The sequence below is a fragment of the Mycobacterium sp. SMC-21 genome (assembly GCF_045310825.1).
GTDB lineage: Bacteria > Actinomycetota > Actinomycetes > Mycobacteriales > Mycobacteriaceae > Mycobacterium.
In genome coordinates this window covers 19,166-36,141 of record NZ_JBJIAO010000012.1, presented here as the reverse complement: position 1 = coordinate 36,141, position 16,976 = coordinate 19,166, and the positions used below count along the sequence as shown (strand labels likewise).

Here is a 16,976-nt window from a genome sequence, read left to right as displayed (position 1 = left end):
ACGAAGAACAGCCATGCCGTTATGTCCGCGCGCACACGACAGTTCTGGGCAGTCCGCGGATTGCGCGGTGCCGTACGCGGACGTCGTTGCCGAGGAGGGCAAGAACCTTGACCAATCCCGTAGTCGTTGCGTATGCGCGAACCCCGTTCACGCGTTCGCTGGTAGGTGGACTGGCCAACGTTTCCGAGTTCGACCTCGCCAGCACCGTGATCCGCGAGGTCATCAACCGCTCGGGTGTCGACCCCGAACTGATCGACAACATCGTGCTCGGTGAGGTGTTGCAGGGCGGCGGATGTATCGCCCGCTACTCGGCCCTCGACATGGGACTGCCGCTGGACACTCCCGCCGTCGCGGTCGGCGGCTGGTGTGCGTCGGGCATGATGGCGATGCACCAGGCGGTCGCGACCATCAAGGCGGGCATGGGCAACTGCGTCATCGCCGGTGGCCTGAACACGCCCTCGGCGTCGCCGCTGGCCGGTCCGCACTTCGCGGCCACCGGGATCACCGACACCCAGATCGCCCCGATGCATCCCGGCATCGGCGAGATGCCCGCGCTCGACCTGGCCCGCACGCTCGGCGAAGGCACCGCGCGGCAGTACGGCCTGACGCGGCAGGAGGTCGACGAGTGGTCCGCGCGGGCGCACACGCTGGCCTCGGACGCCATCGAGGGCGGTGTCCTGGACACCGAGAAGGTCGCGGTAAGCGTCGACGGCACAGAAGTTTTCGCCGACGAGCTGCCGTGCCGCGAATTCAACATGACCAATCTGTCGGCACTGACGTCGTTCCTCGGCGAGGACTGCACGGTGACGCCCGGCAACCAGACGGGCCTGACCGACGGCGCCGCCGCGATGATGATCTGCGACCCTGACTTCGCGAGCCGCCACGGCCTCACCCCGCTTGCCGAGATCATCGGCTGGTCCGTCGTCGGTTCGGAGCCCGAGCGCGCCACCGATGCGGCGATCACCGCCACCCGGCGTGCCCTGGACGGCGCCGGCATCGACACCGAAGCCGTCGACCTGTACGACGTCCACGACTCCTACGCCTCGATCGGCATCGCCTACGAGCGCTCGCTGAACATCAGCCGCGACCGGCTCAACGTGCACGGCGGCGGTCTGGCACTCGGCCACCCGTACGGCGCCTCCGGTACGCGCGTGGCCGGCACCTTGATCAACGAACTGCAGCGCCGCGGCGGCGGCATCGGCGCGGGCGCGATCGTCAGCGCGGGTGGCCTGGGTGCCGCCGTCGTGCTCAACGTCTTCCCGAAGGCTGCGTGACCCGGGCGATGCTCGATCTGATCTCGCGCGCGGTGATCGCCGCGCCCAAGCGAATTCTCGTCGCCACCGTCCTGCTGATGTCGGTCTTCGGCATCCTGTCCGCGCCCGTCGCGGATCTGCTCGGCGCCGGCGGCTTCACCGACCCCGACGCCCAGTCCAACCGCGCCAACAAGGTGCTCACCGAAGAGTTCCATCGCGGCTTCGTGAACCTGAACCTGCTGGTGCAGGCCAGAGACCCGGGGGTGCCGGTGACCGCTGCTCCTCAGCGGGCTGCGGTCGACCGGTTGGTGACCGAGCTGCGCGGCACCGAACACGTCGCGCGGGTGCTGTCGCCGTTCGAGGCGCCCGATCCGGTCGCGGCCGGCCTGGTGAGCAAGGACGGGCGCTCGGCCCTGGTCATCGCCTTCATGGACGGCAACGAGACCACCGGCATAGCGTCCTCCACCGCGTTGGTGGAACGCTATGTCGGCCAACGCGATCCGGGCCTCACGATCTCGGCAGGCGGCCCCGGTGCGGTGTACTCCGCCGTCAACGAGCAGAGCCGGCACGACCTGACCCTCAGCGAGGCCATCGTGCTGCCACTGACATTCCTGGTGCTGGTGTGGGTCTTCGGCGGCGTCGTCGCCGCCCTGGTGCCCCTGGCGGTCGGAGCCTTCGCGATCTCGGGTTCCGTTGCGATCCTTCGGGTTCTGGCCGAGTTCGTCGACGTCTCGGTGTTCGCGCTCAACCTCGCCGTGGCGCTCGGCCTGGCCCTGGCGATCGACTACTCACTGCTGTTGGTGAGCAGATACCGCGAAGAGATCGGCGACGGCTCCCACCCCGACGAGGCGTTGCGGCGCACCATGCGCACCGCGGGCCGCACGGTGGTGTTCTCGGCGGCCACCGTCGCGCTGTGCCTGGCGACCATGGCGGTCTTCCCGATGTACTTCCTGCGGTCGTTCGCGTACGGCGCGGTATCGGTGGTGGCCATGGCCGCACTCGCGGCGCTCGTCATCACGCCGGCCGCCATCCGCGTCGCCGGCAAGCGGATCGGCAAGCCGGGCCGGCGCGGACCGCTCACCGAATCACGGTGGTACACCTGGACGCACGCCGTGATGCGCCGTCCCAGGATCGCCGCCGCCGTCACCCTGATTCCGCTCGTGATCGTCGGACTGCCGTTCCTCAACATCAAGTTCGGCTTCCCCGACGACCGCATCCTGCCGACCACATCGTCGGCCCGGCAGGTGGGCGACCACGTGCGCAGCGACTTCACGCAGGACGCCGGGCTGCCGGTGCACATCGTGCTGTTGCACGGCAACGGGTCCCGTGACAACGCCGCCATCGACGCCTACGCCGCCGAGCTGTCCAAGGTGCCGACCGTGGTGGCCGCGGCCGGGCCGGGTGCCACCTATGCCGGTGGCCGGGCGATCGGGCCCGCCGGGCACGAAGCCGGTACCGGGAAAGACGCCAGCTTCCTGACCGTCACCACCACGACGCTGCCGTTCAGCGCGGCGTCCGACGAAGCGCTGGACCGGCTGCACGCCGTGCCGCCGCCGGCCGGCATGACGCCGCTGTTCACGGGCGCCGCGCAGTCGAACCGCGACGGCGTCGAGGCCATCGCGAGCCGGGTGCCGACGATGCTCGGGTTGATCGCCGTGGTGATGTTCGTCCTGCTGTTCCTGCTGAGCGGCAGTGTGATCATCCCGCTGAAAGCGTTGGTGCTCAACGCCTTGTCGCTCACTGCGACGTTCGGGGCGCTGGTGTGGATCTTCCAGGAGGGGCACCTCGGTGGGCTGGGGACCACGGTCGTGGGCACCCTGGTGTCGACCATGCCAGTGTTGATGTTCTGCGTGGCGTTCGGGCTGTCGATGGACTATGAAGTGTTCATCATCGCTCGCATCCGCGAATTCTGGCTCGCCTCGGACAAATCCGATGTGGCCGGCCGCGAATCGGTGGCTCTCGGTCTGGCCGGAACCGGCCGGATCGTCACTGCCGCGGCGCTCGTCATGGCCATCACGTTCGCCGGATTGATCGCTTCGCAGGTGTCGTTCCTGCGTATCTTCGGGTTCGGGCTGGCGGTGGCGATCCTGGTGGACGCCATCGTGATCCGGACCATCCTGCTCCCGGCCGTCATGGTGCTGCTGGGCAAGGCCAACTGGTGGGCGCCCGCGCCGCTGGCTCGCCTGCATGCCCGCATCGGCCTGAATGAGGGGGCACCGTCCAGCAATTCGTCGGTTCCAGCGGAAGTCGGGTGATGAATCAGATGGAAACCCGCAGTCTGCTGCTGACGGGCGCCACCTCCGGGCTGGGGCTCGGACTGGCGAAACGAATCGTGGGAACGCCGGGCTGGCACTGCGTGCTGCCCGTCCGGAACGCCGAGCGGGGCGAGGAACTCAAGGCGCTGCTCGGTGACCGCGCGGCCGACGGCACCACCCACATCGTGGTGTGCGACCAGGGTTCGCGCGAAAGCGTGCGTCGCGCCGCAGACGAGATCGCGTGCCTGGTGACGGACGGCGTCATCCCGCCGCTCAGCACTGTCGTGCTCAACGCTGCGGTGCTGCGCAACGACGCCCGTGAACTCAGCCCTGACGGCATCGAATTGACCGTCGCCACCAATCTTTTCGGCCCACACGCGCTGCTGGCGCGGATCAGCCCGCAGCTGGCCGCTGATGCCCGGATCATGATCGTCGGGTCCCCGACCATTCGCCAGACGCTGTTCCAGCGGCTGGCGCGGGTGAAGACCGCGGAATGGCAGCCGCTCGCCGAGCAGTGCCTGCCCAGCGATGACGGTGTCCAGGCCTACGCGCGTACCAAGCTCGGTCTGTTCTATCTGTCGCGCGCGGCGGGGCAGCTGGTGCCCGAAGGGATGTCCGCGGCGTACTTCGATCCGGGCGTGATGCCGGGCACGAACATTCTGCGGGAACGCGGCACGTTCAGCCAGGTGTACTGGCGCCGGGTGCTCCCGTACATCGCGTGGACGTTCGGCGGGGTCACCGTCGGCCGCGGTGCGCGGTCGATGTCTCCCTATGTGCTGCACCAGAAGTCGATGGGGGACAGCGGCTTCCTCTCGGTCAAATGGGGCAAGCGCGCACCCGCCGTCGACCCCGCACGGGTGCACGAATACTTCGTCGAAGCCAACGACATCACCGGGATCGGTGAGGCCGACGCCGCGCCGTGGTGGTCGCAACCGGACCGCCTGCTCGGCCGGCCGGTCGGGCCGCGCGCCTGATGGCACCGCGCAAGTCTCTGGTGATGGGAGCCAGTGGCTTCCTCGGCTCGCACGTCACGCGCCAGCTCGTCGAGCGCGGCGACGACGTTCGGGTGCTGCTGCGGGAGACCAGCTCGACCCGCGGCATCGACGATCTCGACGTCGAGCGTTGCTACGGAGACATTTTCGACGACGACGCGGTGCGGGCCGCCATGTGCGATCGGGACGTCGTCTTCTACTGCGTCGTCGACGCCCGGGCCATGCTGCCGGACCCGGCGCCGTTGTTCCGGACCAACGTCGACGGACTGCGGCGGGTACTGGACATCGCGGTGGACGCCGATCTCGACAAGTTCGTGTTCGTCAGCACGATCTGCACCATCGCCGTCAGCGATGACGGCTCCGTCGTCACCGAGGACACGCCGTTCAACTGGGCCGACAAGGGTGGCGACTACGTCCGATCACGGCGTGCCGCAGAGCAACTCGTGCTGGATGCGGTGGCGCAGCGGGGGCTGCCGGCCGTCGCGATGTGTGTGTCGAACACCTATGGCCCTCGGGACTGGCAGCCGACGCCGCACGGCGAGATCGTGGCGCGTACCGCGGCCGGCCGGATGCGGTTCTATGCCGCTGATGCGGCCGCGGAAGTGGTCGGTATCGAGGACGCCGCCCGGGCGCTGCTGCTGGCCGCCGAGCACGGCCGCGTCGGTGAGCGCTACATCATCTCGGAGAGCTACCTGCCGCTGCGCACCATCCTCGAGACGGCGGCCGACGAAACCGGTGTGCGGCCACCGCGATTCGGGGTGCCCAAGGCCGCGATGTACGCCGGTGCCTACGCCACGGAGCCGCTGCGTGCGGTGCGCCCGGGCAAGATTCCGCCGCTGGTCACCATCACGCGGCTGCTGCACATGACGTCACCGGCCGACAACAGCAAGGCGCGGCGGGAGCTGGGCTGGGAACCGGAGCCGACGGTGAACGCGATTCGCCGCGCGGCCCGGTTCTACGCCGACAATCAGTTGGCCTGATCGGCCGGCTGCTCGAACTTCATGGCCTCGAGGTTCCAGTACCCGCGCAGGTTGGTGATGAGCCCCTCGGCACTGACCTTGTAGGTGAACACGCCGCGGACGCTGGCCACGAAGCCGTTCGGAAATTCGGTGCGCAGCACCAGGATGTAGGCGATCTCGTCGGGCGAGCTGGACGGGAACGTCTCCTCGCACGTCACCGTCAGCTGGTTAGGACCGATGTTGGTGTCGTAGAAGGCGGCGAGCGCCTCCTTGCCCTTCACTCCCGTGCCGTCGGGGTTGGTGACGGCCTCGCCGATCGGGTCTTCGACGACGATGTCGTCGGCCATCAGGGCCAGCCAGCCCTCGCGGTCGTGGCTCTGCACGCATCGCCACGACGACTGCGAGGCGATGACAACGGGACTGTCGGACAAGGGTTTTCCTCCTACGGACAACGCCGAGTCGGCCTGGGACGTCCCCCAGGCCGACTCAGCGAAAGTGGGTTCAGCGGTCGGCGTCGGTGTACCGGATGACGCCGCGGATGTTGCGGCCCTCCAGCATGTCCTGGTAGCCCTCGTTGATCTGCTCCAGCTTGTACTGGCGGGTGACCATGTCGTCGAGGTTGAGGCGGCCGGCCTTGTACATGGCCAGCAGCGACGGGATGTCGTGGTGCGGGTTGCCGCCGCCGAAGATGGTGCCCTGCAGGCGCTTCTGCATCAGCGTCAGCATCGACAGGTTGAGCTTGACGTCCAGGCTGGCCATGTTCGCGACCGCCGTCACCACGCAGGTGCCGCCCTTGCTGGTGATGTTGAGGTAGTTGTCGATGTCCTCACCGTGCAGCTCACCGACGGTGACGATGGTCTTGGTGGCCATGCGGCCTTCGGTGACCTCCGCGACGCCGGCCATGGCACTGTAGATGTCGGGGTAGGCGTGCGTGGCGCCGAACTTCAGGGCGTTGTCCCGTTTGAATTCAACGGGATCCACGACGAACACGTTGCGGGCACCGGCATTGAGCGCACCCTGGAGGGCACCCGTGCCGACGCCGCCGACGCCGACGATGCAGACGTCGTCACCGGGGCGGACGTCGCCGCTGCGGACCGCCGAGCCGTAGCCGGTGGTGACGCCGCAGCCGACGAGGCAGGCGACCTCGAACGGGATGGTGGGGTCGATCTTCACGACGGAGCTCTTGTGCACCACCATGTACGGGCTGAAGGTGCCCAGCAGGGTCATCGGGATCACCGGCGTGCCGTCGGCGGCATGCACGCGGTTGGTGCCGTCGGACACCGCGGTGCCGGTCAACAGGTACATGCCCAGGTCGCACAGATTGCGCATACCGGCCTGACACGACGGGCACTCGCCACACGACGGGATGAACGACAGCACGACGTGGTCGCCGACGGCGATGTGGTCCACGCCCGGGCCGACCTCGACCACGATGCCGGCGCCTTCATGGCCGCCGAGCACCGGGAAACCGGCCATCGGGATGTCGCCGGTCACCAGGTGGTGGTCCGAGTGGCACATGCCCGAGGCTTCCATCTGGATCTTGACCTCGTCCTTGACGGGGTCACCGATCTCGATCTCCTCGATCGACCACGGCTGGTTGAACTCCCAGATGAGAGCACCTTTTGTCTTCACCGCACGTGCCTTCCACTAGAACCTGTTTCAGTTAGCGTAGAGGGAAAAGTTACGTTCGTCACACCCCACCCCCAATAACCGCTCGGCCGGTTTTCACCAGATCGGGACGGGAGCCTCGCCCAGGGGGTAGTAACCCGGCAGCTGCTCGCCGGCGAGGCTGCGCTGGATGCGCTGCTGCATGCCCTTTGACAGTTTTCCGGCCGTCATCAGGTCCAGGTAGAGCTTCTGCACGTGGCCGAAGTCGAAGAAGTCGCGCTGCCAGGCGATCTTCGGTTCGCCGTCGACGTTCTCCAGCCGGAACCAGCTGCCGCCGATGCCGTAGATCTCGCGCGCGGGGGCCGAGGCGTCGTCCGGATCTGTCACGACCTGCTTCCAGAAGCCGACGACCTCACCCTGCTTGTCGTCGATCACCACGCGCTGGTACGGGTATTTCCAGCCTTCGAGGCCCTCCATCTCCAAACCCAGGGCGATGTCGCGGATTTCGGCCTTGCCGAGGCACATGACGTCCTCTTTGGGGCCGATGTTCCAGCCGTACGTGGCGTCGTCGGTGTAGAAGTCGGCCATGGGCTTCCAGTCGCCGGCCGCCTCGGCGTCACGGTTGACCTGCAGCCACCGCTCGACCCACTCTTCGAGTTGTTCGCGGGGGAATGACGTCATTGTCTTGTCCTTTGTTTTCAGCTGGTTTCGCGAATGAACAGGGCTTGGGTCGGGCACTCGGCGACAGCGCGCTCGATCTCCTCGCGCGCGTCGTCGGGCGGGGTCTCGTCGAGGATCTCGACAGTGCCGCGCTTGGGGACGTTGAAGTAGTCCGGTGCCTCCAGGGAGCACATGGCGTGGCCCTGGCACAGGTCGCGGTCGACCTCAACGCGGTAGGAACCCATCAGGCGCGCTTCCGGTAGCGGACGGTGGCGGGCCGGGCCAGTTGGACGACCATCTTGGAATGGTCGTTCTGGTAGCTCTCCGGCGGCTGGGCCATCTCGAACTCGTACTCGCGCAACAGGACCGAGAAGATCGCCTTGATCTGCATCTGAGCGAAGGCCGCTCCCACGCAGCGATGCTTGCCGGCGCCGAACGGGATCCAGGTCCAGCGGTTCAGCAGGTCTTCCTGACGCGGCTTCTCGTACCGGTTCGGGTTGAAGGCGTCGGGGTCGGGGAAGTCCTCGGGGATGCGGTTCGAGATCGCCGGTGAGGCCGCCACCATCTGGCCCTTGTGGATCGGGTGCTCGGCGACCTCGAACTCATCCTGCGCGACGCGCATCAGGATGATCAGCGGAGGGTGCAGGCGCAGCGTCTCCTTCAGGGCGTTGTCCAGATTCGGAATCTGGCGCAGCGCATGGAAACTCACCTCCTGGCCGTCGGCGTAGAGGTCGTCGAGCTCCTGCTGGACCTTGGCGTAGAAGTCGGGGTGACGCAGCAGTTCGATCAGCGTCCACGATGACGTGCCCGAGCTGGTGTGGTGCCCGGCGAACATCAGGGAGATGAACATGCCGGTGACTTCGTTGGCGCTGAAACGGTGGTTGCCCTCTTCGTCCTTGATGGAGACCAGGACGTCGAGCAGATCGCGATCGCTCTTGTCGGTGGGCGGGTTGGCGATTCGCCCGTTCATGACCTCCTGCACGAGCTCCACCAGGTTGGCCCGCGCCTCGTCACGGATGCGGAAGCTCTCGATGGGCAGGTAGGGGTCGACGTAGCAGAGCGGATCGGTGCCGCGCTCGAGCAGGTGGTAGTAGTTCGCGAACCGGGAATCGAGCTGGTTGCGGAACTTCGGTCCGATCAGGCAGGCCGTGGAGGTGTAGATGGTGAGCTCGGAGAAGAACTCCAGCAGATCGATTTCACCGGATTCACCCCAGTTCTCGGTCATCCGCCGGACCTCGCGCTCGATGGTCGCGGCGTGGCCCTTCATCTGCTCGCCGCGCAGCGCGGTGTTGTGCAGCATCTCGGCGCGGCGTTCCGGATCGGCGTCGAAAACCACGCCCTCACCGAAGATCGGGGTCATGAACGGGTAGGCCTCGGCCTGGTTGAGCTCGCTGTCGCTGGAGCGGAAGAAGAACTCGTTGGCCTCGGCGCCGGTCAGCAGCACCACCTGCTTGTCGGCCAGCTGGAACCAGCCGACGTCACCGCATTCGTCGCGGACGCGTTGCATCAGGCCGATCGGGTCGGTGCGGAACTCCTCCAGGTGGCCGTGCTCCTCGGCGCCACCCGAAACCCGTTGAACCTCTTTGGTAATGGTCATTGGTTGGGCATTCCTTCCTCGCCCAGCGCGAGCGACTGACGGTCCTTGGCCTCGGTCAGTGGCGCCTCGGGCTGTAGTTCCATGTTGGCGATGAACCCGCCGCGCGGGGTCTCGGCGACGAACGCGATGGCACGGGCCAGGTCGGCCGCGCGCAGGAAATAGCTGTGCCGGGCCTGGCCCCACTTGGCCCAATCCTCAAGGGCCGGGCCGATTTTCTCGGCAGGCAGGCTCCAGCCCATGGACGTCATGGTCGGCCCCGGGTGCACCACCGAAGCGCGGACGCCGGTGCCTTCCAGCTCCATCTGGAGGTTGGTGACCATCGCGACCAGCCCGGCCTTCGCGGCGCCGTAGGCGCCCATGTGCGGGCGCTGGCGCAGCGCCACGTCGGAGCCGACGAAGATCAGGTCGCCGCGGCGGCGCTCGACCATGCCGTCGAGAACGGCGCGGGCCATCCGGTTGGCGCCGACCAGATGAATCTGCAGCTGCTCGGCGAACTCGTCGGTGCTCATCTCGTGCAGCCGGCCGAAGTTGGTGTCACCGGCGCCGGTGACCAGTACCTCGATGTCGCCGAGCGCGGCCGTCGCCTTGGCGACGAAGTTCTCGACCGACGCGGTGTCGGTGACGTCCAGCGGCAGCGCAACCGCTTCTCCGCCTTCGGCTTTGATCTGGTCGACGAGTTCCTGACACTTCTCCACCCGGCGGGCGCCGAGCGCGACCGGGAAGCCGCGCGCGGCGAGCGCTGTCGCCGTCGCGGCGCCGATGCCCGACGAGGCGCCGGCCACGATGGCGGGCCGGCGGGCGGGGTGTGGTTCGAAACGGGCCATTTAGCGTGCCTTCACAGTTATTGGGAGATGGGCAAATCCGCGTACCGAACTCGAGTGGACGCGGACGGAGTTGTCCTCGTCGACCTCGTAGCCGCGGATACGTTTGAACAGTTCGGTGAGGGCCACCCGGGCTTCCATCCGCGCCAGGTGCGCGCCCAGGCAGAAGTGTGCGCCGCTGCCGAAACTCACGAGCTTCGAACCGATGTCACGGCCGATGCGGTACTCGTCGGGCGCCTCGAACACCCGCTCGTCGCGGTTGGCCGAGCCGGCCAGCAGAATCAGTACGTCACCCGCGGGGACGGTGGTGCCGTAGAACTCGAGGTCCTCCACAACGGCCCGGGCAAGGAGCTGGCTGGAGGTGTCGTAGCGCAGCGTCTCCTCGATCCACGGCGAGATCAGCTCGTGGTCGTCGAAGATCGGATCCAGCTGGTCGGGGTTTTTGTATCCCCAATAGGCCGCGTTGGCAAGCAGTTTCGTGGTCGTCTCGTTGCCGGCGATGACCATGAGGAACAGGAATGCCATGATCTCGTCGTCGGTGAGCTTGTCGCCGTCGATCTCGGCCTCCACCAGCGCCGAGGTGAGGTCGTCGGACTGATTCTTGCGGCGCTGCTTGACCATGTCGGCGTAGTACATCAGCAGCTCACCCGATGCGGCCATGGCAGACGCCGGGACGTCGGCCGTCCCGTCCTCGCGGTGCATCACGCCGTCGGCCAGTGCGCGGATGCGCACGCGGTCTTCTTGCGGGACGCCCATCAGCTCGCTGATCACGTCCATCGGCAGCTTGCCGGCGAAATCGTCGACGTAGTCGAAGGTGTTGTTCTGCAACGCCTCGTCGAGATGCTGGACGGCGATCTCGGTGACCCGGCCCTCCAACTCACGGATGCGCCGCGGGGTGAAGCCCTTGGATACCAGGGTGCGCAGCCGCAGGTGCGCCGGATCGTCAAGGGCCAGAAAGGACATCACGCGGTGGGCTTCGTCGTTGCGGGATATCGGATCCAGCGAGACGCCGTGCTTGTTGGACAGCGCGGTGCTGTTCCGGAAGCCGCGCAGCACGTCCTCGTGGCGGGACAGGGCCCAGAAGTTGAGCTTGTCGTTCCGGTAGATCGGCGCCTCGTCCCGCAGCCGCCGGTAGTACGGGTACGGATCTTCGTGGAAGTCGTAGCTGTACGGGTCGATCAGCAGCTCTACTTGCCGGGGCGAGCGAAGCGACGGGGATGTGTTGGCTGTCATGCGTTGTCTCCCACGATGAGTCCGACGACATAGGACAGCCGGTCGGCGATCTGGTGATAGGTGTAGACGCCGCTGCCGGCGTTGACGAGCGCACCGAAGTACGTCATCTCCAGGGCCGACAGCAGGCGCGGATCGGCGTCGGGGCCGACGGCCGAGCGGATGCGCTTGTGGATTTCGCCACCGATGCGGTCGCGCACCTTGCGGACCGTCTCGTCGTCGCCGGACAGCAGGGCCGTCGTGCAGGCCGCGGCCACCCCCGGTTCGTCGGCGACCACGAGTGCGAGGCTGCGCAGTGCCTGTTCGACACGGCTGGCCCTCGACTGGTTGACGTCGGTGAAGTAGGGCACCTGCCGAACCATGTCCAGGTACACCTCGGCGATGAGGTGGTTCTTGGACGAGAAGTAGGTGTAGGCGGTAGCCGGTGCGACCTTGGCGCGCGCCGCGACGGCCCGCACCGTCAGGTCGGCGTAGGACGACTCCCGCAGCATTTCGCGACCGGCCGCCAGGACCTTCTGGAAGGTTTCCTCCTGGCGGCGGTTGCGCGGCTGGTCGTCCGCATCTTGGCCGGTGCTTGTGAGGGCGGCCACTGCATCGCTGGACACATGTCCAAGTTAGCCGATGGCGCGGCGTTGAAGCAAGAACCGCCCACAAAGAGCCTGATAAACAGGCATTTATGTCGTGCTTGCGGTTGCTGATCCCGCTGGACCCTTGCTACTCGAGGCCGCGTGGGGTTATGGTTCGACCAACGTTGTCGGACAGCTGTCCAGTAAAAATCAGATCGCTGGATTTCGTCCCGAAGGCAGGAGCGCAGATGACCTTGTTGGGTGATGGCGAAAGTCGCCTTCTCATCGACGGAAAATTGGTGCCGGGTTCGCGAGGCACGTTCCCGACCGTCAATCCCGCGACCGAGGAAGTCCTCGGGGTGGCGGCCGATGCCACGGTGGGCGACATGGTGGACGCCATCGATGCCGCCCGTCGGGCGTTCGACGAGACCGACTGGTCGACCAACGTCGAGTTCCGGGTGCGGTGCCTGCGGCAGTTGCAGCAGGCCATGCGCGACCACGCCGACGAATTGCGCGAACTGACGATCTCGGAGGTCGGCGCGCCCCGGATGCTCACGGCCGGAGCGCATTTGGACGGTCCGATCGAAGACCTGAGCTTCGCCGCCGACACCGCGGAGGGCTACCAGTGGACCACCGACCTGGGACATGCCACGCCGCAAGGCATTCCGACCAACCGCACCATCGCCCGGGAGGCCGTCGGCGTCGTCGGGGCCATCACGCCGTGGAACTTCCCGCACCAGATCAACCTGGCCAAGGTCGGCCCGGCACTCGCGGCGGGCAATACCCTGGTTCTCAAGCCCGCACCTGACACCCCGTGGGCCGCCGCAGTGCTCGGCGAACTGATCACCCAGCACACCGATTTCCCGGCGGGCACCATCAACATCGTCACCTCCCGGGACCACAGCGTCGGTGCCATGCTGTCGAAACACGCTGACGTGGACATGGTTTCGTTCACCGGCTCGACCGTGACCGGCCGGGCCGTGATGACCGACGCTGCCGAGACCATCAAGAAGGTGTTCCTGGAACTCGGCGGTAAGTCGGCGTTCCTGGTGCTCGACGATGCCGATGTCGCCGCTGCCTGCGCGATGGCCGCGTTCACGGCGTCGATGCACGCCGGCCAGGGGTGCGCGATCACCACCCGGCTCGTGGTGCCGCGGGCCCGCTACGACGAGGCCGTCGCAGCCGCGGCCGGCACGATGGGCGGCATCAAGCCCGGCGATCCGTCCAGCCCGCGCACCGTCTGCGGCCCCGTGATCTCGGCGCGCCAGCGGGACCGGGTGCAGGGCTACCTCGACCTCGCCCTCCAAGAAGGTGGCACGTTCGCCTGTGGTGGCGGCCGGCCGGCCGACCGCGACAAGGGCTTCTTCATCGAGCCGACCGTCATTGCCGGGCTGGACAATTCGGCGCGCGTCGCCCGCGAGGAGATCTTCGGGCCCGTGCTGACCGTCATCGCGCACGACGGCGACGACGACGCCGTCCGCATCGCCAACGACTCGCCGTACGGCCTGTCCGGCACGGTGTTCTCGGCCGACCCGCAGCGGGCGGCCGGCGTGGCGGCGCGGCTGCGGGTCGGCACCGTCAACGTCAACGGCGGTGTCTGGTACTCCGCCGACGCACCGTTCGGCGGCTACAAGCAGTCCGGCAACGGGCGGGAGATGGGCATCGCCGGATTCGAGGAATACCTGGAGACCAAGTGCATCGCCACGCTGGCCACGTAACCGTCGGCGTCCCAAGACCATTGGCTCACACGAAGTAGACGAGAGGACATCATGAGCAGGTTCGAGAACAAGGTCGCGATCGTGACCGGCGCGGGCGGCGGCATCGGCCAGGTGTACGCCGAGTCGCTGGCCCGCGAGGGCGCCGCCGTTGTCATCGCCGACATCAACGTCGAAGGTGCCGAGCAGGTGGCCGCCGGCATCAAGGCCGACGGCGGCAAGGCGCTGGCCGTGCGGGTCGACGTGTCGGATATCGATTCGGCGAACGACATGGCCGCCCAGGCCGTGGCGGAGTTCGGCGGCATCGATTACCTGGTGAACAATGCCGCGATCTTCGGCGGCATGAAGCTCGACGGGCTACTGACCGTCGACTGGGAGTACTACCGCAAGTTCATGAGCGTCAACCTCGACGGGGCGCTGGTGTGTACCCGCGCGGTTTTCCCCCACATGGAGAAGCGGGGCGGCGGGGCCATCGTCAACCAGTCCTCTACCGCGGCATGGGTTTACGCCAACTTCTACGGTCTGGCGAAGGTCGGTGTCAACGGCCTGACGCAGCAGCTGTCCCGTGAACTGGGGTGGCGCAACATCCGGATCAACGCGATCGCGCCGGGACCCATCGACACCGAGGCCAACCGCAGCACCACTCCGCAGGCCATCGTCAAGCAGATCGTCCAGACCCTGCCGCTGGCGCGGATGGGCACGCCCGAAGATCTCGCCGGCATGTGCCTGTTCCTGCTGTCCGACGAAGCCAGCTGGATCACCGGACAGATCTTCAACGTCGACGGCGGACAGATCATCCGGTCATGAGTTCTGAGGTGAAACTGGGCTATATCGGCCTGGGCAACCAGGGCGCGCCCATGGCCAAGCGGCTGGCCGAATGGCCCGGCGGGCTCATCGTTTTCGACATGCGCGCCGAGGCCATGGCGCCGTTCGCCGAACTCGGCGCCACTCTGGCCGACAGCGTCGCCGAGGTCGCCAAGGCCGATGTCATCAGCGTGACGGTGCTCAACGACGAGCAGGTCCGTGACGTCGTGGCCCAGCTGGCCGAGCACGCCGGGCCCGGCACCGTGATCGCTATCCACTCCACGATCGAGCCGACGACGGCGGTCGAGCTGGCTGAGCAGTTGCGGCCCAAGGGCATTCACATTGTCGACGCTCCGGTGAGCGGCGGCGCCCATGCCGCGAGCCAGGGTGAGCTGGCTGTGATGGTCGGCGCCGACGACGAGGCCTACGACAAGGTCAAGCCCGTTTTCAAGCAGTGGGCGTCGCTGGTGGTGCGCGCCGGCGAGCCGGGCGCGGGCACCAAGATGAAGCTGGCACGGAACATGCTGACGTTCATCGGTTTCGCCGCCGCGTGCGAAGCGCAGAAGCTGGCCGAGGCCTCGGGCATCGACCTGCAGAAGCTGGGCCGCGTCGTCCGGCACAGTGACGCGCAGTCCGGTGGACCCGGCGCCATCATGGCGCGCGACGACACCAAGCCGCTGGCGCCCGACCACTTCCTCTACAACATGTTCGTCCACACCCGAGGGCTGGCGGAGAAGGACCTGGCGCTGGCACTCGGGCTGGGTTCGGCTGTGGGAGTGGACCTTCCGCTTGCCGAGCTGGCCCTGGCCAACATCGCCGAGGGCCTCGGCGTACCGCACCCGAAGGAGTCATGATGGACGAGCTGCGCGCCAAGGGCCTGGCGAAGATGAACGAGGTCTACGGCTGGGAGATGCCCAACATCGAGGGTGACCCCTACTTCGACCTCACCGTGGATCACCTGTTCGGCACCATCTGGAGCAAGCCCGGACTGTCCATGCGGGAGAAGCGGCTGATGACGTTCACGTGCGTCACCGCCGTCGGCTCGCAGGACCTGGCCGAGATCCAGATCAACGCCGCCTTGCTCAACGAGGAATTCACCGAGGCCGAGCTCAAGGACATCGGCATCTTCCTCACGCAGTATCTGGGCTTCCCGCTCGGTTCGGCGTTCAACGGCGCCGTGTCCAAGGTGGTCGCCAGGCGGCGCAAGGCGGCCGAGAAGGGTCTCGCCGAGGACCGCAAGGCCAACGTCAATGCCGCGGTCAAGATGAACACCGGGAGCGAGCTCGATGACAAGTAGATACGCGTCGCTGTCGCGAGCGGAGCTCGCGGCGCTGGTGCCGGAGCTGCTGCTCATCGGCCAGCTCATCGACCGTGCTGCAATGGCCTGGTGCATCGTCGAATTCGGCCGGGAGGAGATGCTGCAGGTCGCCATCGAGGAGTGGGCCGGGGCCAGCCCGCTCTACACCAAGCGCATGCAGAAGGCGCTGAAGTACGAAGGCGTGGACGTCATCACGATCTTCAAGGGCCTGCAGCTCGACATCGGTGCGCCGCCGCAGTTCATGGATTTCCGGTACACCGTGCACGACCGCTGGCACGGCGAATTCCACCTCGACCACTGCGGTGCCCTCATGGACGTCGAGCCGATGGGCCCCGACTACGTGCGCGGCATGTGCCACGACATCGAGGACCCGACGTTCGACGCGACAGCCCTGGCCACCAACCGCCGCTGCCAGGTGCGGCCCATCCACCGGCCGCCGCGCGTCCCGGCAGGCCGGACGCCGGCCTGCGCCTGGACCGTCATCATCGACGAGTCGTACCCGGAGGTCGGCTTCATCCCGCAGCTCGACATCATCGGTGCGACAAACGCCTACCGCTGCGAGCTCGACGACATCGATCCCGCGGACGAAGGCCAGGCCGACTACTCCGGCCCGCTGGTGAGCGACGTCGACTTCGCGGAGTTCTCGCACTCGGCGCTGGTGCGCATCGCCGACGAGGTGTGTCTGCAGATGCACCTGCTGGTGCTGTCATTCGCGCTGGCCGTGCGGGCCCGCTGCGACGGCGACGCCGAGAAGGAACGGTCCATCCGGACCAAGTCCCTGATCGGTATCTCCGGGGTCGCGGCCGAACGCATCCGGAAGGTGCTGGACCTGCCGAACACCGCCGCCGGTGCCCTGCGGGTACTGGAGCTGCATCCGCTGCTCAACCCGGCCGCCTATGTCTCCGTTGATGTTTCGGGCGACGAGGCGCACGTGCACCCGTCACCCGCCCACGAGGACGGTGCCTGGATCACGCTGGTGTCCCCGGAGTCCGATCTGCCGCTGCAGGCCATCGCGACGGCCGTCAACCCGCTGCTGCGCGCCGAGATGGCGGGTGACGCCACCGACTGGACCGTACGGTTCATCGAAACCGACACCCCGGCAAAGGAACTCGGTGAGGTCTCGGTGTGCAAGGTCAGCAGCGGGGCGGCGTGGGTTTTCGAGGAACGCAAGTCCCTGCCGTTGACGGTGGTGTAGGGC

At 67.2% G+C, this 16,976-nt stretch carries 17 protein-coding genes; 9 read left to right on the top strand and 8 right to left on the bottom strand.

Going from position 1 to position 16,976, the window contains the following annotated elements; genetic code table 11:
- Positions 1–107 precede the first annotated feature (107 nt).
- From ACJH6H_RS14335 to ACJH6H_RS14320, 4 genes are read left to right on the top strand one after another with little or no spacing between them, the layout of a single operon-like run.
- Positions 108–1,274: a thiolase family protein gene (locus ACJH6H_RS14335; protein WP_318984642.1), complete on the top strand. Its 1,167-nt coding sequence runs from the start codon at positions 108–110 to the stop codon at positions 1,272–1,274.
- A complete protein-coding gene (locus ACJH6H_RS14330) occupies positions 1,271–3,508 on the top strand; it encodes an MMPL family transporter (RefSeq protein ID WP_318984641.1) in 2,238 nt (745 codons plus the stop codon). Before ACJH6H_RS14335 ends, ACJH6H_RS14330 begins: the two co-directional genes overlap by 4 nt.
- Before the next feature lie 8 nt (positions 3,509–3,516).
- Positions 3,517–4,482, top strand: a complete 966-nt coding sequence (locus tag ACJH6H_RS14325; protein WP_406775119.1) for an SDR family NAD(P)-dependent oxidoreductase — start codon at positions 3,517–3,519, stop codon at positions 4,480–4,482.
- Positions 4,482–5,480, top strand: a complete 999-nt coding sequence (locus tag ACJH6H_RS14320; RefSeq protein ID WP_318984639.1) for an NAD-dependent epimerase/dehydratase family protein — start codon at positions 4,482–4,484, stop codon at positions 5,478–5,480. The genes ACJH6H_RS14325 and ACJH6H_RS14320 overlap by 1 nt, the downstream gene beginning before the upstream one ends.
- Here ACJH6H_RS14320 and ACJH6H_RS14315 read toward each other — a convergent pair.
- The 8 genes from ACJH6H_RS14315 to ACJH6H_RS14280 form a co-directional block, all read right to left on the bottom strand.
- A complete protein-coding gene (locus ACJH6H_RS14315; RefSeq protein ID WP_318984638.1) occupies positions 5,468–5,890 on the bottom strand; it encodes a nuclear transport factor 2 family protein in 423 nt (140 codons plus the stop codon). The genes ACJH6H_RS14320 and ACJH6H_RS14315 overlap by 13 nt on opposite strands.
- 70 nt (positions 5,891–5,960) lie before the next feature.
- Entirely contained in the window at positions 5,961–7,091 is a 1,131-nt protein-coding gene (locus ACJH6H_RS14310) for an NDMA-dependent alcohol dehydrogenase (RefSeq protein ID WP_064985444.1), read from the bottom strand.
- 93 nt (positions 7,092–7,184) lie between these two features.
- Complete coding sequence (locus ACJH6H_RS14305; RefSeq protein ID WP_053854654.1) at positions 7,185–7,748, bottom strand: nuclear transport factor 2 family protein; 564 nt, start codon at positions 7,746–7,748, stop codon at positions 7,185–7,187.
- Positions 7,749–7,765: 17 nt separating this feature from the next.
- Entirely contained in the window at positions 7,766–7,972 is a 207-nt protein-coding gene (locus tag ACJH6H_RS14300; RefSeq protein WP_212813545.1) for a ferredoxin, read from the bottom strand.
- Positions 7,972–9,324, bottom strand: coding sequence for a cytochrome P450 (locus ACJH6H_RS14295; protein ID WP_318984637.1), 1,353 nt, complete (start codon positions 9,322–9,324; stop codon positions 7,972–7,974). The genes ACJH6H_RS14300 and ACJH6H_RS14295 overlap by 1 nt, the downstream gene beginning before the upstream one ends.
- Positions 9,321–10,148: an SDR family oxidoreductase gene (locus ACJH6H_RS14290; RefSeq protein ID WP_318984636.1), complete on the bottom strand. Its 828-nt coding sequence runs from the start codon at positions 10,146–10,148 to the stop codon at positions 9,321–9,323. The genes ACJH6H_RS14295 and ACJH6H_RS14290 overlap by 4 nt, the downstream gene beginning before the upstream one ends.
- Positions 10,149–11,378 (bottom strand): cytochrome P450, encoded by a 1,230-nt coding sequence (locus ACJH6H_RS14285; RefSeq protein ID WP_318984635.1) that lies wholly within the window; start codon positions 11,376–11,378, stop codon positions 10,149–10,151.
- Positions 11,375–11,980, bottom strand: coding sequence for a TetR/AcrR family transcriptional regulator (locus tag ACJH6H_RS14280; RefSeq protein ID WP_318984634.1), 606 nt, complete (start codon positions 11,978–11,980; stop codon positions 11,375–11,377). The genes ACJH6H_RS14285 and ACJH6H_RS14280 overlap by 4 nt, the downstream gene beginning before the upstream one ends.
- A 209-nt stretch (positions 11,981–12,189) precedes the next feature.
- Here ACJH6H_RS14280 and ACJH6H_RS14275 point away from each other — a divergent pair, with 209 nt between their 5' ends.
- The 5 genes from ACJH6H_RS14275 to ACJH6H_RS14255 are packed head-to-tail and all read left to right on the top strand — an operon-like array spanning position 12,190 to position 16,973.
- On the top strand, positions 12,190–13,659 hold the full coding sequence (locus ACJH6H_RS14275; protein WP_406775118.1) for an aldehyde dehydrogenase: 1,470 nt from the start codon (positions 12,190–12,192) through the stop codon (positions 13,657–13,659).
- Between the two features lie 51 nt (positions 13,660–13,710).
- A complete protein-coding gene (locus ACJH6H_RS14270) occupies positions 13,711–14,463 on the top strand; it encodes an SDR family oxidoreductase (protein ID WP_406775117.1) in 753 nt (250 codons plus the stop codon).
- A complete protein-coding gene (locus ACJH6H_RS14265; protein WP_406775116.1) occupies positions 14,460–15,314 on the top strand; it encodes an NAD(P)-dependent oxidoreductase in 855 nt (284 codons plus the stop codon). The genes ACJH6H_RS14270 and ACJH6H_RS14265 overlap by 4 nt, the downstream gene beginning before the upstream one ends.
- On the top strand, positions 15,314–15,757 hold the full coding sequence (locus ACJH6H_RS14260; RefSeq protein WP_073695680.1) for a carboxymuconolactone decarboxylase family protein: 444 nt from the start codon (positions 15,314–15,316) through the stop codon (positions 15,755–15,757). The genes ACJH6H_RS14265 and ACJH6H_RS14260 overlap by 1 nt, the downstream gene beginning before the upstream one ends.
- A complete protein-coding gene (locus tag ACJH6H_RS14255; protein WP_406775115.1) occupies positions 15,747–16,973 on the top strand; it encodes a hypothetical protein in 1,227 nt (408 codons plus the stop codon). Before ACJH6H_RS14260 ends, ACJH6H_RS14255 begins: the two co-directional genes overlap by 11 nt.
- Positions 16,974–16,976: the final 3 nt, after the last annotated feature.

Bases quoted from the DNA above. Each gene is read 5' to 3' on its own strand.
- ACJH6H_RS14285 (WP_318984635.1), bottom strand. From the start codon at position 11,378: ATGACAGCCAACACATCCCCGTCGCTTCGCTCGCCCCGGCAAGTAGAG.
- ACJH6H_RS14320 (WP_318984639.1), top strand. From the start codon at position 4,482: ATGGCACCGCGCAAGTCTCTGGTGATGGGAGCCAGTGGCTTCCTCGGC.
- ACJH6H_RS14325 (WP_406775119.1), top strand. From the start codon at position 3,517: ATGGAAACCCGCAGTCTGCTGCTGACGGGCGCCACCTCCGGGCTGGGG.
- ACJH6H_RS14275 (WP_406775118.1), top strand. From the start codon at position 12,190: ATGACCTTGTTGGGTGATGGCGAAAGTCGCCTTCTCATCGACGGAAAA.
- ACJH6H_RS14270 (WP_406775117.1), top strand. From the start codon at position 13,711: ATGAGCAGGTTCGAGAACAAGGTCGCGATCGTGACCGGCGCGGGCGGC.
- ACJH6H_RS14255 (WP_406775115.1), top strand. From the start codon at position 15,747: ATGACAAGTAGATACGCGTCGCTGTCGCGAGCGGAGCTCGCGGCGCTG.
- ACJH6H_RS14300 (WP_212813545.1), bottom strand. From the start codon at position 7,972: ATGGGTTCCTACCGCGTTGAGGTCGACCGCGACCTGTGCCAGGGCCAC.
- ACJH6H_RS14265 (WP_406775116.1), top strand. From the start codon at position 14,460: ATGAGTTCTGAGGTGAAACTGGGCTATATCGGCCTGGGCAACCAGGGC.
- ACJH6H_RS14305 (WP_053854654.1), bottom strand. From the start codon at position 7,748: ATGACGTCATTCCCCCGCGAACAACTCGAAGAGTGGGTCGAGCGGTGG.
- ACJH6H_RS14295 (WP_318984637.1), bottom strand. From the start codon at position 9,324: ATGACCATTACCAAAGAGGTTCAACGGGTTTCGGGTGGCGCCGAGGAG.
- ACJH6H_RS14290 (WP_318984636.1), bottom strand. From the start codon at position 10,148: ATGGCCCGTTTCGAACCACACCCCGCCCGCCGGCCCGCCATCGTGGCC.
- ACJH6H_RS14260 (WP_073695680.1), top strand. From the start codon at position 15,314: ATGGACGAGCTGCGCGCCAAGGGCCTGGCGAAGATGAACGAGGTCTAC.